The following is a 19925-nucleotide window of genomic DNA, read 5'->3' on the forward strand; positions in this document are numbered from 1 at the left end:
GCGGGGTTCATGGCAGGGGGCAAAAAAGGTGGCAAATTGTAGGCTGGTGCCTGGGCCGAACCGCCGGCCCTTGTAATGAGAAATGCCGCAAACGATGGGTGGTCGTTTGAGGGGTCTGAAATGGCCCTGTCACAAGGCAGGGGGCCGGTTAGCATGCAAACCAAATCCACTCTGAAACTGGCCTTGGTTTGACTGACTGAGGCCCTGTCGTTGCCCTCATGAAAAAACTTCTTTCTCCATCTTTGGGATGGTCCCGTCGCGAATTCGCCCGTTGCGCGGCCGGCGTTGCGGCTTTCGCTGTGCCAGCGCTGCATGCGCAGTCGTCCAACCGCATCGTGCTGGGTCAGTCGGCCGCGTTTACCGGCGCGGCGGCCCAGTTGGGCATTCAGTTCCATGCCGGCGCCAAGCTGTTTTTCGACCAGTACAACGCGCTAGGGGGTTCGGGTCGCCAGCGGGTGGAGATCGTGCAACTGGACGACGGTTACGAGCCGGACCGCTGCGCTGAAAACACCCGCAAACTGCTGGCTGACGACGTGTTCGCGCTGTTCGGCTACATCGGCACGCCCACCAGCGTGGCAGCGCTGCCGCTGGCGACCAAAGAAGAGGTGCCTTTCATCGCGCCCTTCACCGGCGCCATGTCGCTGCGTCAGCCGTTCAACCGCATGGCCTTTCACCTGCGCGCCTCGTACAACGACGAGACCGAGTTGATCGTGCGCAACCTGCACAACCTGGGCCTGACCCGGGTCGCGGTGTTTCACCAGAACGACGCCTACGGCAGGGCCGGGCTCGACGGCATGACGCTGGCGCTGTCGTCGCGCAACCTGAAGCCGGTGGCGACCGCCACGGTCGAGCGCAACTCGGTGGACGTGGCCAGCGCGGTGACAACGATCAACGCCGCCAACCCACAGGCGGTGGTACAGATCAGCGCCTACAGATCGTGCGCCGCGTACATTCGCGCCGCTCGCAAGGCGGGATACGGCGGCAGCTTCTACAACGTGTCTTTCGTGGGCACGCAGGCACTGGCCGACGAGCTGGGCAAAGACGGTGCCGGCGTGGTGGTGTCCCAGGTGATGCCCAACCCCTACGCGGGTTCCAAGCCGATCACACGCGAGTTCCGTGACGCGATCGCCGAAGGTGGCAACAAGGTGCAACCCAACTTCTCCAGCATGGAGGGCTATCTCGCCGCCAAGTTGGTGGCCGAGGGCTTGCGGCGCGCCGGGTCGCGTGTGACCCGAGACTCGCTGATCAGCGGGCTGGAGGCGCTGGGCGAGCAGTCGTTGGGCGGGTACTCGGTGTCGCTGAGTGCCCGCGATCACGTGGCCTCGTCGTTCGTCGAGCTGTCGATGCTGACGGGTGACGGCAAGATCCGGACCTGAGCGCTTTCAAACCGGCACCAAGTTTCTCCATGGCCAGGCGTTGACCCACTGCGCCAGCGCATCGGGCAGCGAACCGGTGGCCGCCGGCAGGCCCAGGTGCACTGCCGCCTGGTTCAGGGCCGCCAAAGGGTCAGTGAGATCCAGCGCTTGCGCCCCGTTCTGCTTGCTCAGCTTTTCGCCGTTGTCACCCATGACCAGCGGTGTGTGCAGGCAGCCCGGCGCCTGCAAGCCGAGTGCCTGTTGCAGCAGCCACTGGCGCGGCGTGTTGTCGATCAGGTCCTCACCGCGCACGATCTGGGTGATGCCCTGCTCGGCGTCGTCCACCACCACCGCCAGTTGGTAGGCCCACAGGCCGTCGGCGCGCCGCAGCACGAAATCGCCCACCTCTGCTGCCACGTCCTGCGATTGCGGGCCCAGTCGGCGATCACTCCAGCGAAGCACGCCAGGCTTGACCTCAAATCGCCAGGCCCGCGCTTCTCTGCCATGGAGTCCACCGCGCTCGGGTCGACAGGTGCCCGGGTAGACCGCTGCATGGTGGCGCTCACGCGCCAGTCCGGCGGCGTTCAGGGCGGCTTCGATGTCTTTGCGCGAGCAGGCGCAGGGGTAAACCGCATCGGTGGCGATCAGCCGGTCGAGTGCGGCCTGGTACAGGGTGCTGCGGTTCGACTGCCAGACCACGGGCTCGTCGCTGACCAGGCCACAGGTGGCCAGTTGCCGAAGGATGATTTCATCGGCCCCTGGCACGCAACGCGGTGTGTCCACGTCTTCGATGCGGACGATCCAGGTGCCGCCGTGGACGCGCGCATCCAGCCAGCTGGCCAGCGCCGCCACCAGCGATCCAGCGTGCAAGGGACCGGTGGGGGAAGGAGCGAAGCGGCCGCGGTAGGGAAGGACTGGATCGGCTGACAAAAGAATGTCTCCGGAGCGCGTGACTGTGCCAGCAGACACCGCGGAACCGGCTTCACCGGACCGCAGGGGGTCAGATCACCGCGAGCGCCAGCTCCAGCCCGGAGACAAAGGCGTCTTCGACCCGGTGGCCCAGGCACCAGTCGCCACACAGGCCAATGCCCAGTTCCTTGTCGAAGATGTAGGAATGACCCAGCGTTTGCTGGGTTTGCGCAAAGCGCCAGCGGTGCACCACGGCATGGCTGGGCGTGGCGCGGATGCCGGTGATCTCGGCGAAGCCCTTGAGCAGCTTGGCCTTGACGCGATCGGCGTCGTCTTCCAGGTGCTTGGTCGACCAGGCGGGGCTGGCCTGGATGGTCCAGCGCTCGATGGGTTCGCGGCCGGGCTTGCTGTTTTCGCGGGCGAGCCAGCTGATGCGGTGGTGCGTGCTGCGCGCCGCGTTCCACTGCGGTCCCAGGTGCGGCAGACCGGGCTGCATCGCATTGGGGTAGGCGACCATGAGGGTCCAGCAGGGCGCGACCTGCACCGAGGACAGCTGGTGCCGAAGGTGCGGCGCGTGGCCGGAGGCCAGCAGCAGGTCGTGGGCCTGCAGGTGCGGCAGGGCCAGCAGCACGCGGTCAAAACCGCCCATCACGTGTTGCCCGCCTTCCGCGTCCTCTGCGCGCAGCTGCCATTGTTCGGGGTGCAGCACATCGCGCTCGATGTGGGTGACGCGTGTTTCGGTGAAGGTGCGCGCTTTCAGCTTGCCGAAAAGTTCGGGATGGGCCAGCGGCTGGGCCCAGTGATTGACCAGCCCGCTCATGCCGGGTACCGCCACGAAATGGGGCTCTGTCGGGGGCGGCGCGCTGGCCAGCACATGACCCAGTTCATCGAGCACGCGCACCGTGCTCACGCTCCAGGGCCGCACCATGGCCTGCGCGGTGAGCAAGGCTCGGGCGAAGCGCTTGTCGCGCACGGTGAAGTACTGCGCACCGTGGTCAAAACCGCCGAATTCGGTGCGGCGCGTGGACATGCGTCCGCCAAAGCCGCGGCTCTTCTCGAACAGGGTGACGCGGTGCCCGGCCTGGACCAGGGTGCGCGCACAGACCACGCCGGCCATGCCCGCCCCGACCACCGCAAAATGCAAGGTGCCTGGACGGTCGGCGGCCTTGGCCTTGGGCGCACGTGCGATGGAAACAGGGGGGCGGGAGCGTGACGTCTTGTTGTTTTTCATGGCGCTGTGCGATGGTTGGATGGGATGGTTGCACTTTAGCAGTCCTCGTGCGCCCGACGCTCTGATTCACGTCAGCCGAGGTGATGGTTTTCCAGCAGGGCGCTGCGTGTGGTGGGGTGTTGCAGGCGGTCGAGCCACCAGCGCAGCGCCTGCCCCGTGTCGGCCGCGTTGCGCGAACGTCGCCAAGCGTAGGCCAGGCGAATCACATGGTTGGGGCGCTGCACGGCCTTGACCACCAGGTGGCCCGCCGTGATGTAGGGCTGGGCCAGCGGCAGCGGCAGGAAACCGCAGCCCAGGCCGCGCAGCTGGGCTTCAAGTTTGTGCTGCATGGTGGGAACGGTCAGCACGTCCTGCCCCGGCAGGATGTTGAACGACTGGCCATTGCCGCGCTGGGTGCTGTCGGCCACCGCCACCGCGCGGTGGTGGCGCAAGTCGTCGTCGCACAGGCTGTGCTCCAGCGCGGCCAGCGCGTGGTGGGGGGCCACCGCAAACACAAAGCGCATCTGGCCCAACGGCGCGGTCTGGATGTCGGGCAGCGAGACCTCGGCAAACACCCCCAACGCCAGATCGGCCAGGCCGTTCTGCAAGGCTTCCAGCGTGCCTGACAGCGTTTCGGCGCGCAGCTTGAGGCGCGTGGGTGCGCCGGTCGCGTAGAAGGCTTCACACAGCTCGAACAGGGTGCCGCGCGCCATGATGGCGTCTGCCGCAATGGTGAGCTGCGGTTCCCAGCCGGTGGCGACCCGTTTGACGCGCTGAGCGACGGCGTCCAGCTCGCCCAAGAGGTACTGCCCGGCGCGCAGCAGTTCGGCGCCAGCCGGTGTGAGCTGGGCGCGGCGCGCGCTGCGATCAAACAGCAGCACGTCCAGCGCGTCTTCGATCAGCCGCACACGGTAGGTCAGGGCGCTGGGCACCATGCCCAGTTCGCGTGCTGCGGCCGCCATGCTGCCCAGCCGTGCCACGGTTTCCAGCAAGCCCAGGTTTTCCGGCGACAGGGCGGAGCGAGGTGTGTGGGTGGCCATGGTTCTATGGGTGCAGAAAATGGAGGTTGATCGGGGTTTTAATTCAAACGGATTGAATGATGCCATCAAAATCATGCCAACCACAACCGCCCAGCGCTGCCCACAATAGGTACCAAGTCAGCGCCTTGCTGACCCTATCGGAGACCCACCATGATGCAGATTCGCCGCTCACAGGACCGGGGCTACGCCGACCACGGCTGGCTCAAGAGCCACCACTCCTTTTCGTTCGCCGGATACCACGATCCCGCCTGGATGGGCTGGGGGAACCTTCGCGTGATCAACGAAGACCGCATTGCTCCGGGTACCGGCTTCGGCACCCACGGCCACCGCGACATGGAAATCATCAGCTACGTGCTGCAGGGCAACCTGGCACACAAGGACAGCATGGGCAACGTGGTGGGCATCCCGCCGGGTGACGTGCAGCGCATGAGCGCGGGCAAGGGTGTGATGCACAGCGAGTTCAACCACGCGCCCGAGCAGACCACGCACTTTCTGCAAATCTGGATCGAACCCAACGTGAGGGGCATCGCACCCGGTTACGAGCAGAAGACCTTTGCTGACGTGGACAAGCGCGGTCAGCTCAAGCTGGTGGCCTCGCCCGATGGCGCGCTAGGTTCGGTGAGCATCCACGCAGACGCGGCGCTGTACGCCGGGCTGCTGGACGCGGAAGACAATGCCGAACTGGCGCTGGATCCGCAACGCAAGGCCTATGTGCACATGGTGCGCGGCACGCTGGACGTGAATGGCCAGCGTCTGAACACCGGCGACGCCGCGCTGTTGCAAGGCGAAACACAGCTTCAGCTGGCCCACGGCGAAGATGCCGAGGTGCTGGTGTTTGATCTCGCGGCCTGATATCCCTGTTTTTTTCCTGTCAACCCTGTCAACTTTTTCCCAAGGAGATTTCCATGAATGCGCTGCAAAACCCTCTCGCCCTGGTGTCCCGCCTGCTGCTTGCCGCCGTGTTTCTGCCCGCTGGCATTGGCAAGATCACCGGTTTCGAAGGCACCGTGGGCTACATCGCCTCGGTGGGCCTGCCGATGGCGACACTCGGCGCTGTCGTTGCCATCGTGGTTGAAGTGCTCGGTGGCCTGGCGCTGCTGGTCGGCTTCGGCACGCGCTGGGCGGCGCTGGCGCTGGCGCTGTTCACGCTGGCTGCCTCGTTCTTCTTTCATAACTTCTGGGCGGTGCCCGCTGAACAGCAGCTCATGCAACAGATGCTGTTCATGAAGAACATTGGCGTGACCGGTGGCCTGCTCGCGCTGGCGGCCTTCGGTGCCGGCGCCTTCAGTCTGGATGCCCGTCGCACGAACTGAACCGTTTTCCCCGTCGTTTCAAACCCGCGCCCTGGCGCTCTCTTTCTGGAGTTATCAAATGGCAAATGTTGTGGTGGTCTATCACTCAGGTTACGGTCACACCCAGCGCATGGCGCAATCGGTGGCCGAAGGCGCTGGCGCGGAGTTGATCGTGATCGACGCCGAAGGCAACCTGCCCGAAGGCGGCTGGGACACGCTGAACGCGGCCGACGCGATCATCATGGGCTCGCCGACCTACATGGGCATGGCCAGCTGGCAGTTCAAAAAGTTTGCTGACGCCTCAAGCAAGCCCTGGTTCACGCAAGCCTGGAAAGACAAGGTCTTCGCCGGCTTCACCAACAGCGCCACCATGAACGGCGACAAGCTGTCCACGCTGCACTACCTGTTCACGCTGGCCATGCAGCACAGCGGCATCTGGGTCGGCACGGGCATGATGCCCAGCAACAGCAAGGCGGCCCAGCGCAACGACCTGAACTACGTGGGCTCGTTCAGTGGCGCCATGGCGCAAAGCCCGTCCGATGCGGGCGCCAACGAGATGCTCCCGGGTGACCTGGAAACCGCGCGCCAGTTTGGTGCCCGCGTGGCTGCCGTGACCGCTCAGTTCAAAGGCTGATGTGGTCTGAGCGCGGTGCATGTCCCGGATGGGTAACATCCGAGACATGAAAATCTTCTCGCTCCTTCCCTGGGCAGATTGGCTGGCGCTGGTCTGCTTTTTTGCTTTGTGGATCGGGTACGCCTGGTTTGCGAGGGTGTGGGGGCAGCGGCGCTCGTCGCTGCTGGTCACCACCAACCGCTATCGGGGGTACTGGATGCGCCAGGCGGCCATGCGCGATCCGCGCATGCTCGATGGCCTGATCACGCAGACGCTGTCGAACACCCCCGCCTTTTTTTCCTCCACCTCGATCCTCGTGATCGGCGGATTGTTCGCGCTGCTGGGCACAAACGACAAGGTCACCGAGCTCATGAGCGAAATCCCTTTCGCACAGACGACCTCACTGGTGGTGTTCGAGTTCAAGATCTTGGTGTTGGTGGCGATCTTTGTTTACGCCTTCTTCCGCTTTTCCTGGTGCATGCGGCAGTACACCTTTGTGGCCCTGGTGATCGGCGCCATGCCGCCGCCAGCGGAGTTCAAGTCGGGCAAATTCGACGCGCTGAAGTACGCAGACCGAGCCGCCGCCATGGTGGGAGCGGCGGCAGAAACCTTCAACGACGGCCTGAGGGCCTACTACTTTTCGTTTGCCGCGCTGGCCTGGTTTGTGTCGCCTCTCATCATGGTGATGGGCACGCTCACGGTGGTGGCCATTCTCTACAGCCGCGAGTTTCACTCTGACGTGTTGCGGGTGCTTCGGGACTGAGCGCTGGCTCAGGCCGTGTTTTTCACGTGGGCCAGCGATGCGGCCGCGAACACCAGGCCCACAGCGATACCCGCAAACACGTCCAGCGCGACGTGCTGCAAAGTCGCCATGGTGGACCAAATGATGGCGACGCACTGCACCGCCGAGATCCATTGCAGCACGGCAGGGGTTCGCAGCTGTCGGAGGATGCGCTGAAGCCAGCAGAAGCTGAACACCGCCGAAGCCACGTGCAGCGATGGGCACGCGTTGCCCGGCGCATCCATGTCTTTGACGAAAGACACGCCCGGATAGAGGCTCCAGTCCATGTCGAACACCGGCGTCTGGGTCGGAAACCACCAGAACAAGGCCAGGCAGAACAGGCACATGGCCCCCACCCACACGCCAAACCACACCAGGGCACGCAAATTTCCCAGCACCGCCGGTGGCAGAAAGACATAGAGCCACAGGCTCAGATACACCGGGAACGCGGTCGGTGTGAATTCGATCCAGCGATCAAGCCAGATCTCGGGCATGACCACGGCATCGGTGCGCGGGTTTTTCAGGATCCAGAAGTAGCTCCAGAAAAACAGGAACATGAAGGTGGTGGTGCCCACGCCCTTCAGCGGCCAATAGACGACAAACCGGCGGCCCAGCCGGCCGAGCCATCCCGATGTGTCGGGCGGACCCTGGGCTGCATCGGTGGGTAGCGGATCAAAAGGGGCTCGTTGGACGCACGCGGGGTCGCGCTGTGGGTGGGTCATGGTGGCAATGGGAGAGCGGCTTCGTGCATTGTGCCGGCTGTACAATCAAAAGCTGAAAATTCTGTGCTGATCGGCGGTGTGAGCCGGGCCTCCGGCGCTTTGCTGGCCCTTCGCACCTGCTCAGCATGTGTGAGCGGAGGCAGGGTCGAAGCAAGACAGCCCATCATGAAATGTATGCCATGCAATCGACCGAACTGATTCGCCAATTTCTCCATGAGCGTGTGGGAATCCAGCCAGACCAGGTGGTCAATGAGGCATTGCTTGCCGATCTCGGTGTTGACTCGCTGATGCTCGCCGAGTTGATGTTCGAAGCCGAAGACCGCCTGGGCATCTCCATCGAATCCAGTGTGACCATTCCGAAAACGGTTGGCGAAATGGTTCGGTTGATCGACAACCTGCTCGCGGCCAAAGCAGCCAAAGCCGCGCAATCATGATCCGCCACCGTGTGGCCATCACGGGCCTGGGAATGGTCAGCCCGTACGGAGGAGGCGTGGACGCTTTCTTCGAGCACCTGCTTACCGGTCGCTCTGCGGTGCGTTACCTGCTGACCGAAGACAAGCCACGGCCCTTGTCCATGCCGTTCGTGAGCTGCAGTGAGTTTGACCCCGCTGCCGCGCTGGGCAAGCCGCTCGCGGCCATGATGGATCGCTTTGCCCATCTCGGCGTGTCGGCGGCCTTTGACGCCTGGCAAGACGCGGGTCTTGAACGATTGCCATCCAACCCCGAAGACCGCAATGACTGGGCTTGCATCTGGGGCACCGCGCTGGGCGGCATTCTGGCCTTTGAAAAGGGCTACCGAGAGATGTGGCAAAACGGGCGCGAACGCGTCTCGCCGCTGTCGGTGGTGATGGGCATGAACAACGCGGTCAATGCCCATCTGTCCATTCAGCTCGGGTTGGGTGGGATCAGCATGAGCCACACGGTGGCTTGCGCCTCGTCCACGGTGGCGATCGGTGAGGCCTTTCGCCGCGTGCGCTCAGGCGAGGCCACAGTGGCCATCACCGGGGGATCCGATGCCACCCAGGCTTATGCCGTGGGCAAGGCCTGGGAGGCCATGCGGTTGGTGGCGCCGGGCAATGTCGATACAGCCCCCATGGCCTGTCGACCTTTTGCGGCGGATCGCGCTGGGCTGGTGTTGGGCGAAGGGGGTGCCGCCATGGTGCTCGAGGACTGGGACCATGCGATGGCAAGAGGGGCCCGCATTCACGCAGAGATCGTGGGCTACGGCGCCAGCTGCGACCGCAGTCACCTGGTTCGTCCCGAGGCGGAGGGCCAAGCCCGTGCGTTGCGGGCGGCGCTGGCGGACGCCGGTCTGGTCACCAGCGACATCGGCTACGTCAATGCCCACGGCACCGCCACCGTGGAGGGGGACCCCATCGAAGTCAGCGCGCTCAAGACGGTGTTTGGCGAACATGCTTCTTCGCTGGCGGTGAGCGCCACCAAGTCCATGCACGGTCACCTGATGGGAGCGGCGGGTGCCATCGAGGCGCTGGCCACGGTGCTGGCGCTGCGCGAGCAGGCCATTCCCCCGACGGCCCATCTTCGGGGCCGGCTCGATCCGGTCTGCGAAGGGGTCGATCATGTCTTTGAAGGGCGACGAGGTGTCCCGCTGGGTGCTGCCTTGTCCAACTCTTTTGCCTTTGGTGGCAGCAACGCCGTGTTGGCCTTCCGTGCTGCGCCTCACCCCTGATTCCGAGAACCACGACATGTCCCAAGTACCTGATATTTCTTTCGACGACCTCATGGCTGAGGTGGCCGCGCTGATCGTGGAGGCCCTCAACCTGGAGGTGCAGCCCCAGGATGTGAAGCCCGACGATCCGCTCTACGGCGAGGGGCTGGGCCTGGACTCCATCGACATGCTGGAGATCTCATTGGTGATCTCGAAACACTACGGTTTCCAGTTGCGTTCGGACAACGAGAACAACGACAAGATTTACGCGTCGTTGCGTGCGCTCTCAACCCACGTCGCCAGCCAACGCACCAAATGACCTTGGGCGTTTTGCGGGTCCCAGCAGCGGGGTGGCCAGGGGTGTTCGGCGCAGGGGCTCCTTGCTTGAAGGCGTTCCCATGAGTTACCTACCGCTGATCAGCGACCGCGGTCTGGACGACATCCTGGCCTGGCGCCCCACTGGCCCCGTGACGGTGGGCGAGTTTGTGGCCGATGCCCAGGCACTTGCGGCGGTGCTTCCTGCAGGCGACGGGGTGCTCAACCTGTGCGAGGACCGCTACCACTTCGCGGTGCTGTTTGCCGCCTGTTTGCTGTCCGGCAAGACCAGCCTGCAACCGGCTTCTCACTCGGCCGAAACCCTGCAACGGCTCGTGCTCGACCAGCCCGATTCGTTCGGCGTCGTGGATGGCGCGTTTGAATCGGCCGGGCTGGCCTGTATCGATTTCCCTGATCTGGCCACGCTGCCCCGTCCTCGTGTGGTCGAGATGCCCATGGTGGACGCTGACCGCGTGGCTGCGATCCTGTTCACCTCGGGCTCCACCGGGCTGCCGCAGCCGCACGCCAAAACCTGGGGTCGGCTGGTGCAAAACGGCCGGGCCGAGGCCATCGGTCTGGGTTTGACGGAGCGGCCGCCCGTGCTCGTGGGCACCGTGCCGGCGCAACACAGCTACGGGTTCGAGTCCACCTTCCTGATGGCACTCCACGGTGGCTGCAGTTTCTGGAGCGGCAAGCCGTTTTACCCACAAGACGTGGTGGACGCGCTGAACGCCGTGCCGCGCCCGCGCATGCTGGTGACCACGCCTTACCACCTCTCGGCCCTGCTGGCGTCCGATGTGACGTGGCCAGCACTGGACACCTGCCTGTCGGCCACCGCGCCGCTGGGCGCCGAGCTGGCCGCGCGCGCTGAAGCCCGGGGCGGGGCGCCGGTCCATGAAATCTACGGTTCCACCGAGTCGGGTCAGCTGGCCTGCCGGCGCACCACCGATGGCCCGCTGTGGAAGCTGTTGCCCGGTGTGGTGCTGGAGCAGGAGAACGACACCACCTACGCCCGTGAGGGCCATGTGGAAGGCCGGGTGCCGTTGTCGGACATCATCGAATTGAAAGATGCCGGGAGCTTCCTTCTGCACGGTCGGCATGCCGATCTGATCAACATCGCCGGCAAACGCAGTTCGCTGGCTTATCTGAACCACCAGTTGTGCGCCATCGAGGGTGTGCTTGATGGTGCTTTTTTCCTGCCCGATGACACCGCAGAAGACGCTGGTGGCATTACCCGTTTGACCGCGTTCGTGGTCGCGCCCGGTCTGGCGGCGGATGCGCTGCAGCGCGCGCTGCGCCAACGCATCGACCGCGTGTTTCAGCCACGCCCGTTGGTGCTGGTCGATGCACTGCCTCGCAACAGCACGGGCAAGCTGCTGCGCACGACGCTGCAGGCGCTGTACCAGGAGCGCGTGGCGCATGGCCGTGTTTGAGCGGGCCTGGCAGGTGCCACTGGACCACCCGGCCTTTGCCGGCCACTTTCCTGGGCACCCCATCGTGCCTGGTGTGCTGTTGCTGGACCAGGCCGTGTTGCTGGCTCAGCAGCACCTGGGGCGTCAGGGGGGTGCCTGGCAGGTGACCCAAGCCAAGTTTCTCAGCCCCAGCGGCCCTGGGGACGAGTTGGTGTTCTTGCTTCAGGACGGCGTGCGTGGCGGGGTGTCGTTTGTGGTGCGCTGTGGCGATCGTGATGTCGCTTCGGGCAACCTGCAGCCCTCGATCCCATGAAGGGCGCCTCCCACCCGACCGAAGCGCAACCCGAGTGGATGCGGCGCCAGGAGCGCAGCAACCTGGCCATCCTCCGTCTGATGGTCTGGATTTCACTCTCGTTCGGCCGCCGTGCGGGTCGGATCGTGTTGCACGGCATTGCCACCTACTTCGTGCTGTTTGCCCCGGCCGCGCGTCGGGCGAGCCGTGCCTACCTGCGCAAGGTGCTGGGGCGCTGGGCGGGATGGCGCGACGGTTACCGCCACGTGTTCAGTTTTGCGAGCACCATCCACGACCGCATCTACCTCCTCAATGACCGCTTCGATGTGTTCGACGTGGAGGTGGTGGGCGACAAAGCCTTGCTGGAGCAGCTTCAGAAGCAGCCGGGTGCGCTGCTCATGGGTGCCCACCTTGGCAGCTTCGAGGTGCTGCGCGCCATGGGGCGTGGCAAGAAGGGGCTGCGGGTGGCCATGCTGATGTACGAGCAGAACGCGCGCAAGCTCAATGCCACACTCTCCGCCATCAACCCCAAGGCGATGCAAGATATCATCGCTCTCGGGCGTCTGGAGTCGATGCTGGAGGTCCGCGACAAGCTCGACGAAGGCTTTCTGGTGGGCATGCTGGCCGACCGCTCACTGGGCGATGACGCCACGCTGAATGTCGATTTTTTGGGTGAAACGGCGGCCTTTCCGCTCGGCCCCTGGCGCATGGCGGCGATGCTCAAGCGCCCGGTGTTCCTGATGGCGGGGCTGTACCTGGGCGGCAACCGTTACCAGCTGCACTTCGAGCCGCTGGCCGATTTTTCCCAGATCGAGCGCGGCGGGCGCGACGCGGCGATCAAGGGCGCTGTGCAGGCCTACGCAAACAGCCTGGCCCGCCTGTGCAAACTGGCGCCGTACAACTGGTTCAACTTCTTCGACTTCTGGAAACCATGAGAAACCCCCCTGCGTCGCTTCGCGCCCTCCCCCCTTCTGCGAAGGGGGACGCACCCTGTGGCCCGGCGAAGCCGGTTCCACGGGCGCCCTGGGGGGTGCTTCTGCGCTCCGTCGTGCTGGCTTTGGCGGGGTTGGGTGTCTTGACGGCCGCGCACGCGGCGTACGACATCGATCAGCTGATGACCGATCTGGCGGGGCAAAAGGGCGGGCGGGCACGCTTTGTCGAAAAGCGCCACGTGGCCCTGCTCGACAAGCCGGTGCAGGCCAGCGGCGAGATGGTGTACAGCCCACCCGACAGGCTGGAGAAGCGCACCTTGCTGCCCAAGGCGGAAACCATGGTCCTGGACAAAGACACGCTCAGCATGGAGCGCGGGCAGCGCAAGCTCACCATCAACCTGCAGAGCCGCCCGGAGGCGCTGGCTTTCGTCGACAGCATCCGCAGCACGCTCGCTGGCAACCGCAAGTCGCTGGAGCAGAACTACGCGCTCAAGCTGCAGGGTGAGAGCGCCCAGTGGGTGCTGACCCTGGTGCCGAGCGAGCCCGCCATCGCGGCGCTGCTCCAGCGCATCACCGTGACAGGGAGCAAGAGCCAGGTTCGCCACATCGAGTATCTGCAGGTGGACGGCGACCGTTCGGAGATCAGCATCGAACCGATCGAGGCGCAATGAGCCCCGCCCGGCCGCCCGAAGGGGCTCGCACCGCAGTCCGCCGGACGGAGGTCTCAATAGGCCCCGCCCGGCCGCCCGAAGGGGCTCGCACCGCAGTCCGCCGGACGGAGGGTCTCCAGTGAGGTCGTCTGCGGTCAAGGTGTTTCTGGTCTGGCTGGCGCTGATGCTGGCTGGGGTGGCCGTGGTGTGGAACAGCCGCTTCTCGGCGGACATGTCGTTCTTTCTGCCATCCAAGCCCACGGCGGAGCAACAGGCGCTGGTGGGGCAGCTGAAGGACGGCACGGTCTCGCGCCTGCTGATGCTGTCGATCGAGGGTGGCGATGCGCCCCAGCGCGCGGCGGTCTCGCGCGAGCTGCGCAAACGCCTGGCCAGCGACCCGGCCTTTGTGTCGGTGCAGAACGGTGAGGCGGGCGGGTTGGAGAGCGAGCGCGATGTGCTGCTGCGCCACCGGTACCAGCTCAGCCCGGCGGTCTCGCCCGAGCGCTTCACGGAAGAGGGCCTGAGGTCAGCGGTGACCGATACCATCGATCTGCTGTCGTCGCCAGCGGGCGTGTTGCTCAAGCCTTATCTGGCGAACGATCCCACGGGTGAGGTGTTGGCCGTGCTGGGGCAGCTGAACCCGGCGACGCAGCCGCAGACCCGTGCGGGCGTGTGGGCTTCGCGCAATGGCGAACGCGCCATGCTGCTGTTGCAGACGCGCGCGCTCGGTTCCGACACCGACGGTCAGGCCGCAGCGATCAACACCGTGCGCCAGGTCTATGCCCAGGCGCTGCAGACCACCGGCCATTCGGCGCTGACGCTCAACCTGTCCGGGCCGGGCCAGTTCGCGGTGCAGTCACGCGAAACCATCAAGGAAGAGGTCGCTCGGCTGTCGCTCATCAGCTCCGTGGCCATCTGGCTCGTGCTGTTCTGGGTCTACCGGTCGTTTCGCCTGCTCGCCCTGGGGCTGATCCCGGTGCTCAGCGGCACGCTCGCCGGCATCGTGATGGTCAGCCTGGTGCACGGCACGGTGTTTGGCATCACCGTCGGCTTCGGGTCGGCGCTGATCGGCGAGGCGGTCGACTACGCCATCTACTATTTCGTGCAGGCCGGCCACCAGGGGGTCGATCAATGGCGCCGGGTGTTCTGGCCGACCATCCGGCTGGGCGTCATGACCACCGCCATTGGTTTCGGTGCCTTGTTGTTCTCGGGTTTTCCGGGCCTCTCGCAGCTGGGCCTGTACGCCTTGTCGGGCGTGGTCACTGCGGCCCTGGTGACCCGTTTCGTGCTGCCCGCGCTGACCGGTGCGGGCGTCAACGTGCCGCAGTCCGGGCCCTGGGTAAAGAAGGGTCTGTCGCTGTTGAACCAGGCCCACCACCTGCGCTGGGTCGCGTTGGTGTTGGCCGTGGTGGTGGGCGCCTACCTGTGGCAGGTGCGCGACGGTCTGTGGGACGGCAATCTCTCGGCGCTGTCCACCGTGAGCGAGGCCGAAGCCTCGGCCGATTCGCGCATGCGGACGGACCTGGCCGCGCCCGATGCGCGTTACCTGGTGACCGTGACGGCGCCCGATCAGGAGGGCGCTTTGCAGGCAGCGGAACGCGCGGGTGAGCGGCTGGACCAGCTGGTGGAGCAGGGCGTGATCGGGGGCTATGACAGCCCCGCCCGTTTCCTGCCCAGCGAACAGCTGCAGCGCCAGCGCCTGTCCAGCCTGCCCGAGCCGGCCGAATTGCAGGCCCGGCTGGAGCGGGCGCTGGTCGACTCGCCTTTATCGGCCAGCAAGCTCGGACCGTTCCTGAGCGACGTGGCGGCGGCCCGTGGACAAGGCGTGATGCGCCGAGCCGATCTGGAGGGCAGCGCCCTGGCGCTGGCGGTGGACTCGATGCTGACCCGCACCAAGGACGGTGGATGGAGCGCGATGATGCCGCTGCGCCCCACGGCGGATGCTGACGAGTCCAGCCTGCCGGCCGACCGGCTTCGCACCACGCTGGCCGGCAGCGGGGCGGTGTTTGTCGATCTCAAGACCGAATTTGAATCCCTCTACGGTGGCTACGTGAGCGAGGCGGTGCAGTTGTCGCTGGCGGGTGTGGCCGCGATCGCTCTGCTGCTGGGGTTCACGATGCGTTCGGCCGCGAGGCTGTCGCGGGTGTTGTTCACGCTGGCGCTGACCGTGGCCTGCGTGATTGCCCTGCTGCACCTCTCGGGCGCGCGCCTGCACCTGCTGCACCTGGTGGGCATGCTGCTGATCGTGGCCGTGGGCTCCAACTACGCACTGTTCTTTGACCGCGCCGCAGCGGGAGAACCGCTGGACGAGGCCACGCTGATGTCCATGGCCGTGGCCGTGCTCACCACCGTGATCGGGTTTGGCACGCTCGCCAGTTCCAGCGTGCCGGTGCTGCAGGCCGTGGGCATCACGGTCGGGCCGGGCGCGTTGCTGGCGCTGCTGTTGTCGGCCGTGCTGGTGTACCCCAAAGGTGGGAAGTGAGCTCCACGGAGCGCCATAAATGCGGCGCCGACAGCGTGCTGATCATGCTGCCTGGTGCCCTCATGACGCCCCAGCACATGGTGGCGGCCGGGTTGTTTGCCGAGGTGAAGCAGAGGGCGCTGGCGCTCGACCTCATCGCGCCCGACCTGCACGCCGAAGGCGCCGACAACCAACTGGCGTTGCGCACCCTCGAAACCGATTGGCTCGCCCCTGCGCGCGAACGCTACCAACGGGTGTGGCTGGGTGGCATCTCACGCGGTGGCCAGCTGGCTTTGTCGTGCCTGGCGGGGCGCCAGGGTGAGATGTACGGCCTGTGCCTGCTCGCCCCTTATGCCGGTGGGCGCATCACCACCAATGCGATCCGGCGGGCCGGTGGGCTGCACGCCTGGCAGGCAGGAGCTGCCCAACAAACCGATCCCGACGTGCGCCTCTGGCAGTGGCTGAAAGAACCACTGCCCTCGGTGCCGGTCTTCATGGGCTATGGCGCACAAGACCGTTTCGCTGACGGCATGCAGATGCTGGCCGAGCAGTTGCCCGATGCGACCCACCTCACCGTGCCGGGCGAGCACGACTGGGCGGCTTGGTTGCCGCTCTGGCAGCGCTTCCTCGACCTGGGCCACTTTTCCACCCTGCCATGAGCCGCCCCTGGACCGTGTCTCCCGCGCTCAAGGCGTCTGCCGTCCTGCACGCAGGCGCTGTGGTCGGCGCCCTGGCGGTGCCGGCCCTCTGGCCATGGGCACTGGGCGCAGTGGCGCTGAACCACGCTGTGATCACCGGCGCGGGCCTGCTGCCGCGCACCAGCCTGCTCGGCCCCAACCTCACCCGCCTGCCGGCAGCGGCGCAAGCGCGGCGCGAGCTGGCGCTGACCATCGACGACGGCCCCGACCCACAGATCACGCCGCGCGTGCTCGACCTGCTGGACGCCGCCGGCGCCCAGGCCAGTTTTTTCTGCATCGGCTGGCGCGCACGCCAGAGCCCTGCGCTGTGCCGTGAGATCGTGGCGCGCGGTCACCGGGTCGAGAACCATGGCGACTCGCACTCCAACGCGTTCTCCCTCTTTGGTCCCCGGCGCATGCATGCCGACGTCGCAGCCGCTCAGGCCACGCTGTCTGACATCACCGGCCAGGCACCGCTGTTTTTCCGCCCCACCGCCGGCCTGCGCAACCCGTTTCTGGAGCCGGTGCTTGCCAGCCTCGATCTGCGGCTCGCGGCCTGGACCCGCCGGCCCTACGACACCCGCGACGGTCGCCCGCAGCAGGTGCTGCAACGCCTGACCCGAGGTCTGGGCCCCGGCGACATCCTGCTCATGCACGACGGCCACGCCGCCCTCACGCCCGAGGGGCAAGCCGTCATCCTGGCCACCTTGCCACTGCTGCTTCAGCGGCTGAAGGCCGAGTCCTTGCAGGCCGTGACGCTGCAGCAGGCGCTCTCATGAGCGAAACACAAGGCGACGCTGAGCCAGCGACCCGGGCGTTTCTGAAAACCCTGCGGGCCGACGCGAGCCGCCGCTTCTGGGCGGGAGGCCGTTTCGCTTTTTTCCATGCCTGGGGCAAGCTGGGCGGTGACCCGATCTTTCGGGAGCTGCTCCGGCGCGGCCTGTTGCCCTCGGGTGCCCGGCTGCTCGATCTGGGTTGCGGGCAGGGTTGCCTGTTTGCCTGGTTGCTGGCCGCTCAAAGCCTGTCTGAGCGGGGGCAGTGGCTTCCCGACTGGCCGCCCGCACCGAGCTTCCAGTATCTGCGCGGTGTCGAATTGCTGCCGCGCGACGTGGAGCGCGCGGCAGCGACGTTCGGCGGGCACCCGCTGGTGCAGGTGGAGCAGGGCGACATGACCCAGGTGGATATCGGGTCGGTGGACGCCGTCACCATCCTGGATGCACTGCACTACGTGGACCACGCCGCCCAGGAGCGCTTGCTGCAACGCATTCGCGCCGCGCTGCCGCCCGGCGGCCTGTTCCTGACCCGTGTGGGCGATGCCAGCGCGGGGTGGTCGTTCAGGATGTCGAACTGGGTTGATCGCGCCGTGACCCTGGCGCGCAGCCACCAGCCGCCGCACCTGTTTTGCCGCAGCCTGGGCGAGTGGCAGGCGCTGCTGACCGGGCTGGGTTTCGAGGTCGACACCGAACCGATGAGCGAGGGCAAGACCTTCGCGAACGTGATGCTGGTGTGCCGCGCTCCGGCTTGAACGCGTTCGTTTGAACCCTTCCTCTACACTGCGGGTTTTGACGACCCGCCGCCCCACGTGACCCCTCTGCAACTCTCCACCTACACACTGACCACCGCCCTCGGGCGCGGGCTGGAGGCCACTCGCGAGGCCTTGCGCGCCGAACGCTCTGCCCTCGCACCCTGTGCGTTCGAATCGGTGGAACTCAACACCTGGGTCGGCGAGGTTCAGGGTGTGGATGCCCAGGCGCTGCCAGAGGCGCTGGCCCGCTACGACTGCCGCAACAACCGCCTGACCCTGATGGGTCTGGAAACCGATGGGTTTGCCGAGCGTGTGCGTGAGGCGGTTGCCCGGTATGGCGCTGATCGCGTGGGCGTGTTCCTCGGCACCAGCACCGCCGGCATCCTGCAGACCGAGCTGGCCTACCGGCGGCGCGACCCGACCAGCGGCACACTGCCCGACGACTTCCACTACCGCACCACGCACAACGCTTTCTCGCTCGCCGAGTTCACGCGCGACCACTTCGCGCTGGAAGGCATGGCGATGGCGATCTCCACCGCGTGTTCGTCCAGCGCCAAGGTGTTCGCTGCCGCCGCGCGCCAACTCGCGCTGGGCACCATCGACGCGGCCATCGTGGGCGGTGTCGATTCGCTCTGCCTGACCACGCTCTACGGCTTCGCCTCGTTGCAACTCACCTCGTCACAACCCTGCCGGCCCTACGACGCGGCGCGCGACGGCATCTCCATCGGCGAGGGTGCGGCCTTTGCACTGCTGGAGCGTGCCGAACAACCCGTGCCTGGCACGGTGATGTTGCTCGGCGTGGGCGAGTCCAGCGACGCGTACCACATGTCGGCGCCGCACCCGCAGGGACTGGGCGCGCGTTTGGCGATGGAGTCCGCGCTGCGCTCGGCGGGCCTGGCCGCTGGCGACATCGATTACATCAACCTGCACGGCACCGCCACGCCCGCCAACGACTCGGCCGAAGGGCAGGCCGTGAGCGCGCTGTTCGGCGACAGCGTGCCGGGCAATTCCACCAAGGGCTACATGGGCCACACCCTGGGCGCTGCGGGCGCCATCGAAGCGATCATCTGCGCCATGGCGCTGACCGACGGGCGACTGCCCGGCAGCCCGGGCACTGGCGCGCTGGACCCGGCCATACCGATCCGCTACCAGCTCAAGGGGGGAGACGCCTCACTGCGCTACACGCTCAGCAATTCGTTCGGGTTCGGCGGCAGCAACTGCAGCCTCGTGTTGGGGATCACGGAATGAACGCCCAACCTCTGCAAGCCTGGATCAACGGCATCGGCCTGATTGCGCCCGGCCTGCCCGACTGGGCCACCGCAGCGGCGGTGCTGCGCGGTGAGGCGGCTTACGTGTCGGCACCGAGTGTGCTGCCCGTGCCGCTGCTGCTGCCCCCGGCCGAGCGCCGCCGTGCCAGCCGCGTCATCCGGCTCAGCCTGGGCGTGGGCCTGGAGGCGGTGACGCATGCCGGTGCCGACGCCTCCGCGCTGGCCACCGTGTTTGCCGCCTCTGGCGCCGACGGCCACAACTGCCATTCCCTGTGCGAGCAGCTCGCGGGCGAAGACCGCCAGATTTCGCCCACGCGCTTCCACAACTCGGTGCACAACGCCGCCGCCGGCTACTGGGGCATCGCCATGCACAGCATGGCGCCGTGCCAAGTGTTGGGCGCGTTCGACGCCAGCTTCGGCGCCGGCCTGCTCGACGCATTGGCCCAGGTGGCGATGGACGGCCAACCGGTGCTGCTGGTGGCCTACGACAGCGAGTACCCCGAACCGCTGCACGCCAAGCGCGACACGCCCGACTGCGGCGGCGTGGCCTTGTTGCTGAGCGCCCAACGCGGCGCCGCTTCGCTGGCGTCGATCACGGTGACGCCCAGCCGGGTGGCAGCGGAGGTGCTGGGCGACGCCGCCATGGAAGGGCTGCGCCAGAACATCCCGGCCCTGCGCGCCTTGCCCCTGCTGCAGCGCCTGGCGCGCGGCACGGCCGGCCCGGTGGTGCTCGACTACCTCGTGCCCATGCAGCTTCAGGTGGACCTGCAACCGTGTTGAACAGAGACTGGATCGCCGCGCA

Annotated in this window: 22 protein-coding genes; 18 read left to right on the plus strand and 4 right to left on the minus strand. The window is 66.3% G+C overall.

The window, feature by feature from the left end; translation table 11 throughout:
- Positions 1–218 precede the first annotated feature (218 nt).
- A complete protein-coding gene (locus B0E41_RS23630; RefSeq protein WP_077335120.1) occupies positions 219–1376 on the plus strand; it encodes an ABC transporter substrate-binding protein in 1158 nt (385 codons plus the stop codon).
- A 6-nt stretch (positions 1377–1382) separates the two neighbouring features.
- On the opposite strand, the gene gluQRS is transcribed toward B0E41_RS23630, so the two are convergent.
- From gluQRS to B0E41_RS23645, 3 genes are all read right to left on the minus strand, one after another.
- Complete coding sequence (gene gluQRS, locus B0E41_RS23635) at positions 1383–2285, minus strand: tRNA glutamyl-Q(34) synthetase GluQRS (protein ID WP_077335123.1); 903 nt, start codon at positions 2283–2285, stop codon at positions 1383–1385.
- A 70-nt stretch (positions 2286–2355) separates the two neighbouring features.
- Positions 2356–3495 (minus strand): FAD-dependent oxidoreductase, encoded by a 1140-nt coding sequence (locus B0E41_RS23640; protein WP_077335125.1) that lies wholly within the window; start codon positions 3493–3495, stop codon positions 2356–2358.
- Positions 3496–3566: 71 nt separating this feature from the next.
- Positions 3567–4514: a LysR family transcriptional regulator gene (locus tag B0E41_RS23645; RefSeq protein WP_077335127.1), complete on the minus strand. Its 948-nt coding sequence runs from the start codon at positions 4512–4514 to the stop codon at positions 3567–3569.
- A gap of 150 nt (positions 4515–4664) precedes the next feature.
- On the opposite strand from B0E41_RS23645, the gene B0E41_RS23650 reads away from it, so the two are divergent.
- The 4 genes from B0E41_RS23650 to B0E41_RS23665 are packed head-to-tail and all read left to right on the plus strand — an operon-like array spanning position 4665 to position 7182.
- A complete protein-coding gene (locus B0E41_RS23650; RefSeq protein WP_077335129.1) occupies positions 4665–5366 on the plus strand; it encodes a pirin family protein in 702 nt (233 codons plus the stop codon).
- A gap of 53 nt (positions 5367–5419) precedes the next feature.
- Positions 5420–5827 (plus strand): DoxX family protein, encoded by a 408-nt coding sequence (locus B0E41_RS23655; RefSeq protein ID WP_077335131.1) that lies wholly within the window; start codon positions 5420–5422, stop codon positions 5825–5827.
- Positions 5828–5885: 58 nt separating this feature from the next.
- Positions 5886–6440, plus strand: a complete 555-nt coding sequence (locus tag B0E41_RS23660; protein ID WP_077335133.1) for a flavodoxin family protein — start codon at positions 5886–5888, stop codon at positions 6438–6440.
- Positions 6441–6486: 46 nt separating this feature from the next.
- Positions 6487–7182, plus strand: coding sequence for a DUF599 domain-containing protein (locus tag B0E41_RS23665; RefSeq protein ID WP_077335135.1), 696 nt, complete (start codon positions 6487–6489; stop codon positions 7180–7182).
- 8 nt (positions 7183–7190) lie between these two features.
- Here B0E41_RS23665 and B0E41_RS23670 read toward each other — a convergent pair whose 3' ends face one another.
- On the minus strand, positions 7191–7922 hold the full coding sequence (locus tag B0E41_RS23670; protein ID WP_216350812.1) for a phosphatase PAP2 family protein: 732 nt from the start codon (positions 7920–7922) through the stop codon (positions 7191–7193).
- 179 nt (positions 7923–8101) lie between these two features.
- On the opposite strand from B0E41_RS23670, the gene B0E41_RS23675 reads away from it, so the two are divergent.
- The 13 genes from B0E41_RS23675 to B0E41_RS23735 all read left to right on the plus strand — a co-directional run bounded on the left by B0E41_RS23675 (position 8102) and on the right by B0E41_RS23735 (position 19903).
- Positions 8102–8356 carry a phosphopantetheine-binding protein gene (locus B0E41_RS23675; RefSeq protein WP_077335137.1) on the plus strand — a complete coding sequence of 85 codons (255 nt, stop codon included), beginning with the start codon at positions 8102–8104 and terminating at the stop codon, positions 8354–8356.
- Positions 8353–9612, plus strand: coding sequence for a beta-ketoacyl-[acyl-carrier-protein] synthase family protein (locus tag B0E41_RS23680; protein WP_077335139.1), 1260 nt, complete (start codon positions 8353–8355; stop codon positions 9610–9612). Before B0E41_RS23675 ends, B0E41_RS23680 begins: the two co-directional genes overlap by 4 nt.
- Positions 9613–9628: 16 nt before the next feature.
- Complete coding sequence (locus tag B0E41_RS23685; protein WP_077335249.1) at positions 9629–9910, plus strand: phosphopantetheine-binding protein; 282 nt, start codon at positions 9629–9631, stop codon at positions 9908–9910.
- 79 nt (positions 9911–9989) lie between these two features.
- Positions 9990–11339 carry an AMP-binding protein gene (locus B0E41_RS23690; protein WP_077335141.1) on the plus strand — a complete coding sequence of 450 codons (1350 nt, stop codon included), beginning with the start codon at positions 9990–9992 and terminating at the stop codon, positions 11337–11339.
- Positions 11326–11631, plus strand: coding sequence for a hypothetical protein (locus B0E41_RS27660; protein ID WP_077335143.1), 306 nt, complete (start codon positions 11326–11328; stop codon positions 11629–11631). The genes B0E41_RS23690 and B0E41_RS27660 overlap by 14 nt, the downstream gene beginning before the upstream one ends.
- Positions 11628–12545, plus strand: coding sequence for an acyl-CoA synthetase (locus tag B0E41_RS23700; protein WP_216350813.1), 918 nt, complete (start codon positions 11628–11630; stop codon positions 12543–12545). Before B0E41_RS27660 ends, B0E41_RS23700 begins: the two co-directional genes overlap by 4 nt.
- Before the next feature lie 95 nt (positions 12546–12640).
- The gene (locus B0E41_RS23705) at positions 12641–13213 is read left to right on the plus strand and encodes a LolA-related protein (RefSeq protein ID WP_253195127.1); all 573 of its coding nucleotides are present in this window, start codon (positions 12641–12643) and stop codon (positions 13211–13213) included.
- A gap of 118 nt (positions 13214–13331) precedes the next feature.
- Positions 13332–15674 (plus strand): MMPL family transporter, encoded by a 2343-nt coding sequence (locus B0E41_RS23710; protein WP_253195129.1) that lies wholly within the window; start codon positions 13332–13334, stop codon positions 15672–15674.
- Between the two features lie 62 nt (positions 15675–15736).
- Positions 15737–16312: a hypothetical protein gene (locus B0E41_RS23715; RefSeq protein ID WP_216350814.1), complete on the plus strand. Its 576-nt coding sequence runs from the start codon at positions 15737–15739 to the stop codon at positions 16310–16312.
- Positions 16309–17109: a polysaccharide deacetylase family protein gene (locus tag B0E41_RS23720; RefSeq protein ID WP_077335147.1), complete on the plus strand. Its 801-nt coding sequence runs from the start codon at positions 16309–16311 to the stop codon at positions 17107–17109. The genes B0E41_RS23715 and B0E41_RS23720 overlap by 4 nt, the downstream gene beginning before the upstream one ends.
- Positions 17106–17855 carry a class I SAM-dependent methyltransferase gene (locus tag B0E41_RS23725; RefSeq protein ID WP_077335149.1) on the plus strand — a complete coding sequence of 250 codons (750 nt, stop codon included), beginning with the start codon at positions 17106–17108 and terminating at the stop codon, positions 17853–17855. The genes B0E41_RS23720 and B0E41_RS23725 overlap by 4 nt, the downstream gene beginning before the upstream one ends.
- Positions 17856–17912: 57 nt before the next feature.
- The gene (locus tag B0E41_RS23730) at positions 17913–19103 is read left to right on the plus strand and encodes a beta-ketoacyl-[acyl-carrier-protein] synthase family protein (RefSeq protein ID WP_077335151.1); all 1191 of its coding nucleotides are present in this window, start codon (positions 17913–17915) and stop codon (positions 19101–19103) included.
- Positions 19100–19903, plus strand: a complete 804-nt coding sequence (locus B0E41_RS23735; protein ID WP_077335153.1) for a beta-ketoacyl synthase chain length factor — start codon at positions 19100–19102, stop codon at positions 19901–19903. The genes B0E41_RS23730 and B0E41_RS23735 overlap by 4 nt, the downstream gene beginning before the upstream one ends.
- Positions 19904–19925 lie beyond the last annotated feature (22 nt).

Source organism: Hydrogenophaga sp. A37 (genome assembly GCF_002001205.1).
Taxonomy (GTDB): Bacteria; Pseudomonadota; Gammaproteobacteria; order Burkholderiales; family Burkholderiaceae_C; genus Hydrogenophaga.

What these genes read in the sequence shown, in the direction of transcription:
- B0E41_RS23630 (WP_077335120.1), top strand. Translation starts at nt 219, where the DNA reads ATGAAAAAACTTCTTTCTCCATCTTTGGGATGGTCCCGTCGCGAATTC.
- B0E41_RS23640 (WP_077335125.1), bottom strand. Translation starts at nt 3,495, where the DNA reads ATGAAAAACAACAAGACGTCACGCTCCCGCCCCCCTGTTTCCATCGCA.
- B0E41_RS23645 (WP_077335127.1), bottom strand. Translation starts at nt 4,514, where the DNA reads ATGGCCACCCACACACCTCGCTCCGCCCTGTCGCCGGAAAACCTGGGC.
- B0E41_RS23650 (WP_077335129.1), top strand. Translation starts at nt 4,665, where the DNA reads ATGATGCAGATTCGCCGCTCACAGGACCGGGGCTACGCCGACCACGGC.
- B0E41_RS23655 (WP_077335131.1), top strand. Translation starts at nt 5,420, where the DNA reads ATGAATGCGCTGCAAAACCCTCTCGCCCTGGTGTCCCGCCTGCTGCTT.
- B0E41_RS23660 (WP_077335133.1), top strand. Translation starts at nt 5,886, where the DNA reads ATGGCAAATGTTGTGGTGGTCTATCACTCAGGTTACGGTCACACCCAG.
- B0E41_RS23665 (WP_077335135.1), top strand. Translation starts at nt 6,487, where the DNA reads ATGAAAATCTTCTCGCTCCTTCCCTGGGCAGATTGGCTGGCGCTGGTC.
- B0E41_RS23670 (WP_216350812.1), bottom strand. Translation starts at nt 7,922, where the DNA reads ATGACCCACCCACAGCGCGACCCCGCGTGCGTCCAACGAGCCCCTTTT.
- B0E41_RS23675 (WP_077335137.1), top strand. Translation starts at nt 8,102, where the DNA reads ATGCAATCGACCGAACTGATTCGCCAATTTCTCCATGAGCGTGTGGGA.
- B0E41_RS23680 (WP_077335139.1), top strand. Translation starts at nt 8,353, where the DNA reads ATGATCCGCCACCGTGTGGCCATCACGGGCCTGGGAATGGTCAGCCCG.
- B0E41_RS23685 (WP_077335249.1), top strand. Translation starts at nt 9,629, where the DNA reads ATGTCCCAAGTACCTGATATTTCTTTCGACGACCTCATGGCTGAGGTG.
- B0E41_RS23690 (WP_077335141.1), top strand. Translation starts at nt 9,990, where the DNA reads ATGAGTTACCTACCGCTGATCAGCGACCGCGGTCTGGACGACATCCTG.
- B0E41_RS27660 (WP_077335143.1), top strand. Translation starts at nt 11,326, where the DNA reads ATGGCCGTGTTTGAGCGGGCCTGGCAGGTGCCACTGGACCACCCGGCC.
- B0E41_RS23700 (WP_216350813.1), top strand. Translation starts at nt 11,628, where the DNA reads ATGAAGGGCGCCTCCCACCCGACCGAAGCGCAACCCGAGTGGATGCGG.
- B0E41_RS23715 (WP_216350814.1), top strand. Translation starts at nt 15,737, where the DNA reads ATGACGCCCCAGCACATGGTGGCGGCCGGGTTGTTTGCCGAGGTGAAG.
- B0E41_RS23720 (WP_077335147.1), top strand. Translation starts at nt 16,309, where the DNA reads ATGAGCCGCCCCTGGACCGTGTCTCCCGCGCTCAAGGCGTCTGCCGTC.
- B0E41_RS23725 (WP_077335149.1), top strand. Translation starts at nt 17,106, where the DNA reads ATGAGCGAAACACAAGGCGACGCTGAGCCAGCGACCCGGGCGTTTCTG.
- B0E41_RS23735 (WP_077335153.1), top strand. Translation starts at nt 19,100, where the DNA reads ATGAACGCCCAACCTCTGCAAGCCTGGATCAACGGCATCGGCCTGATT.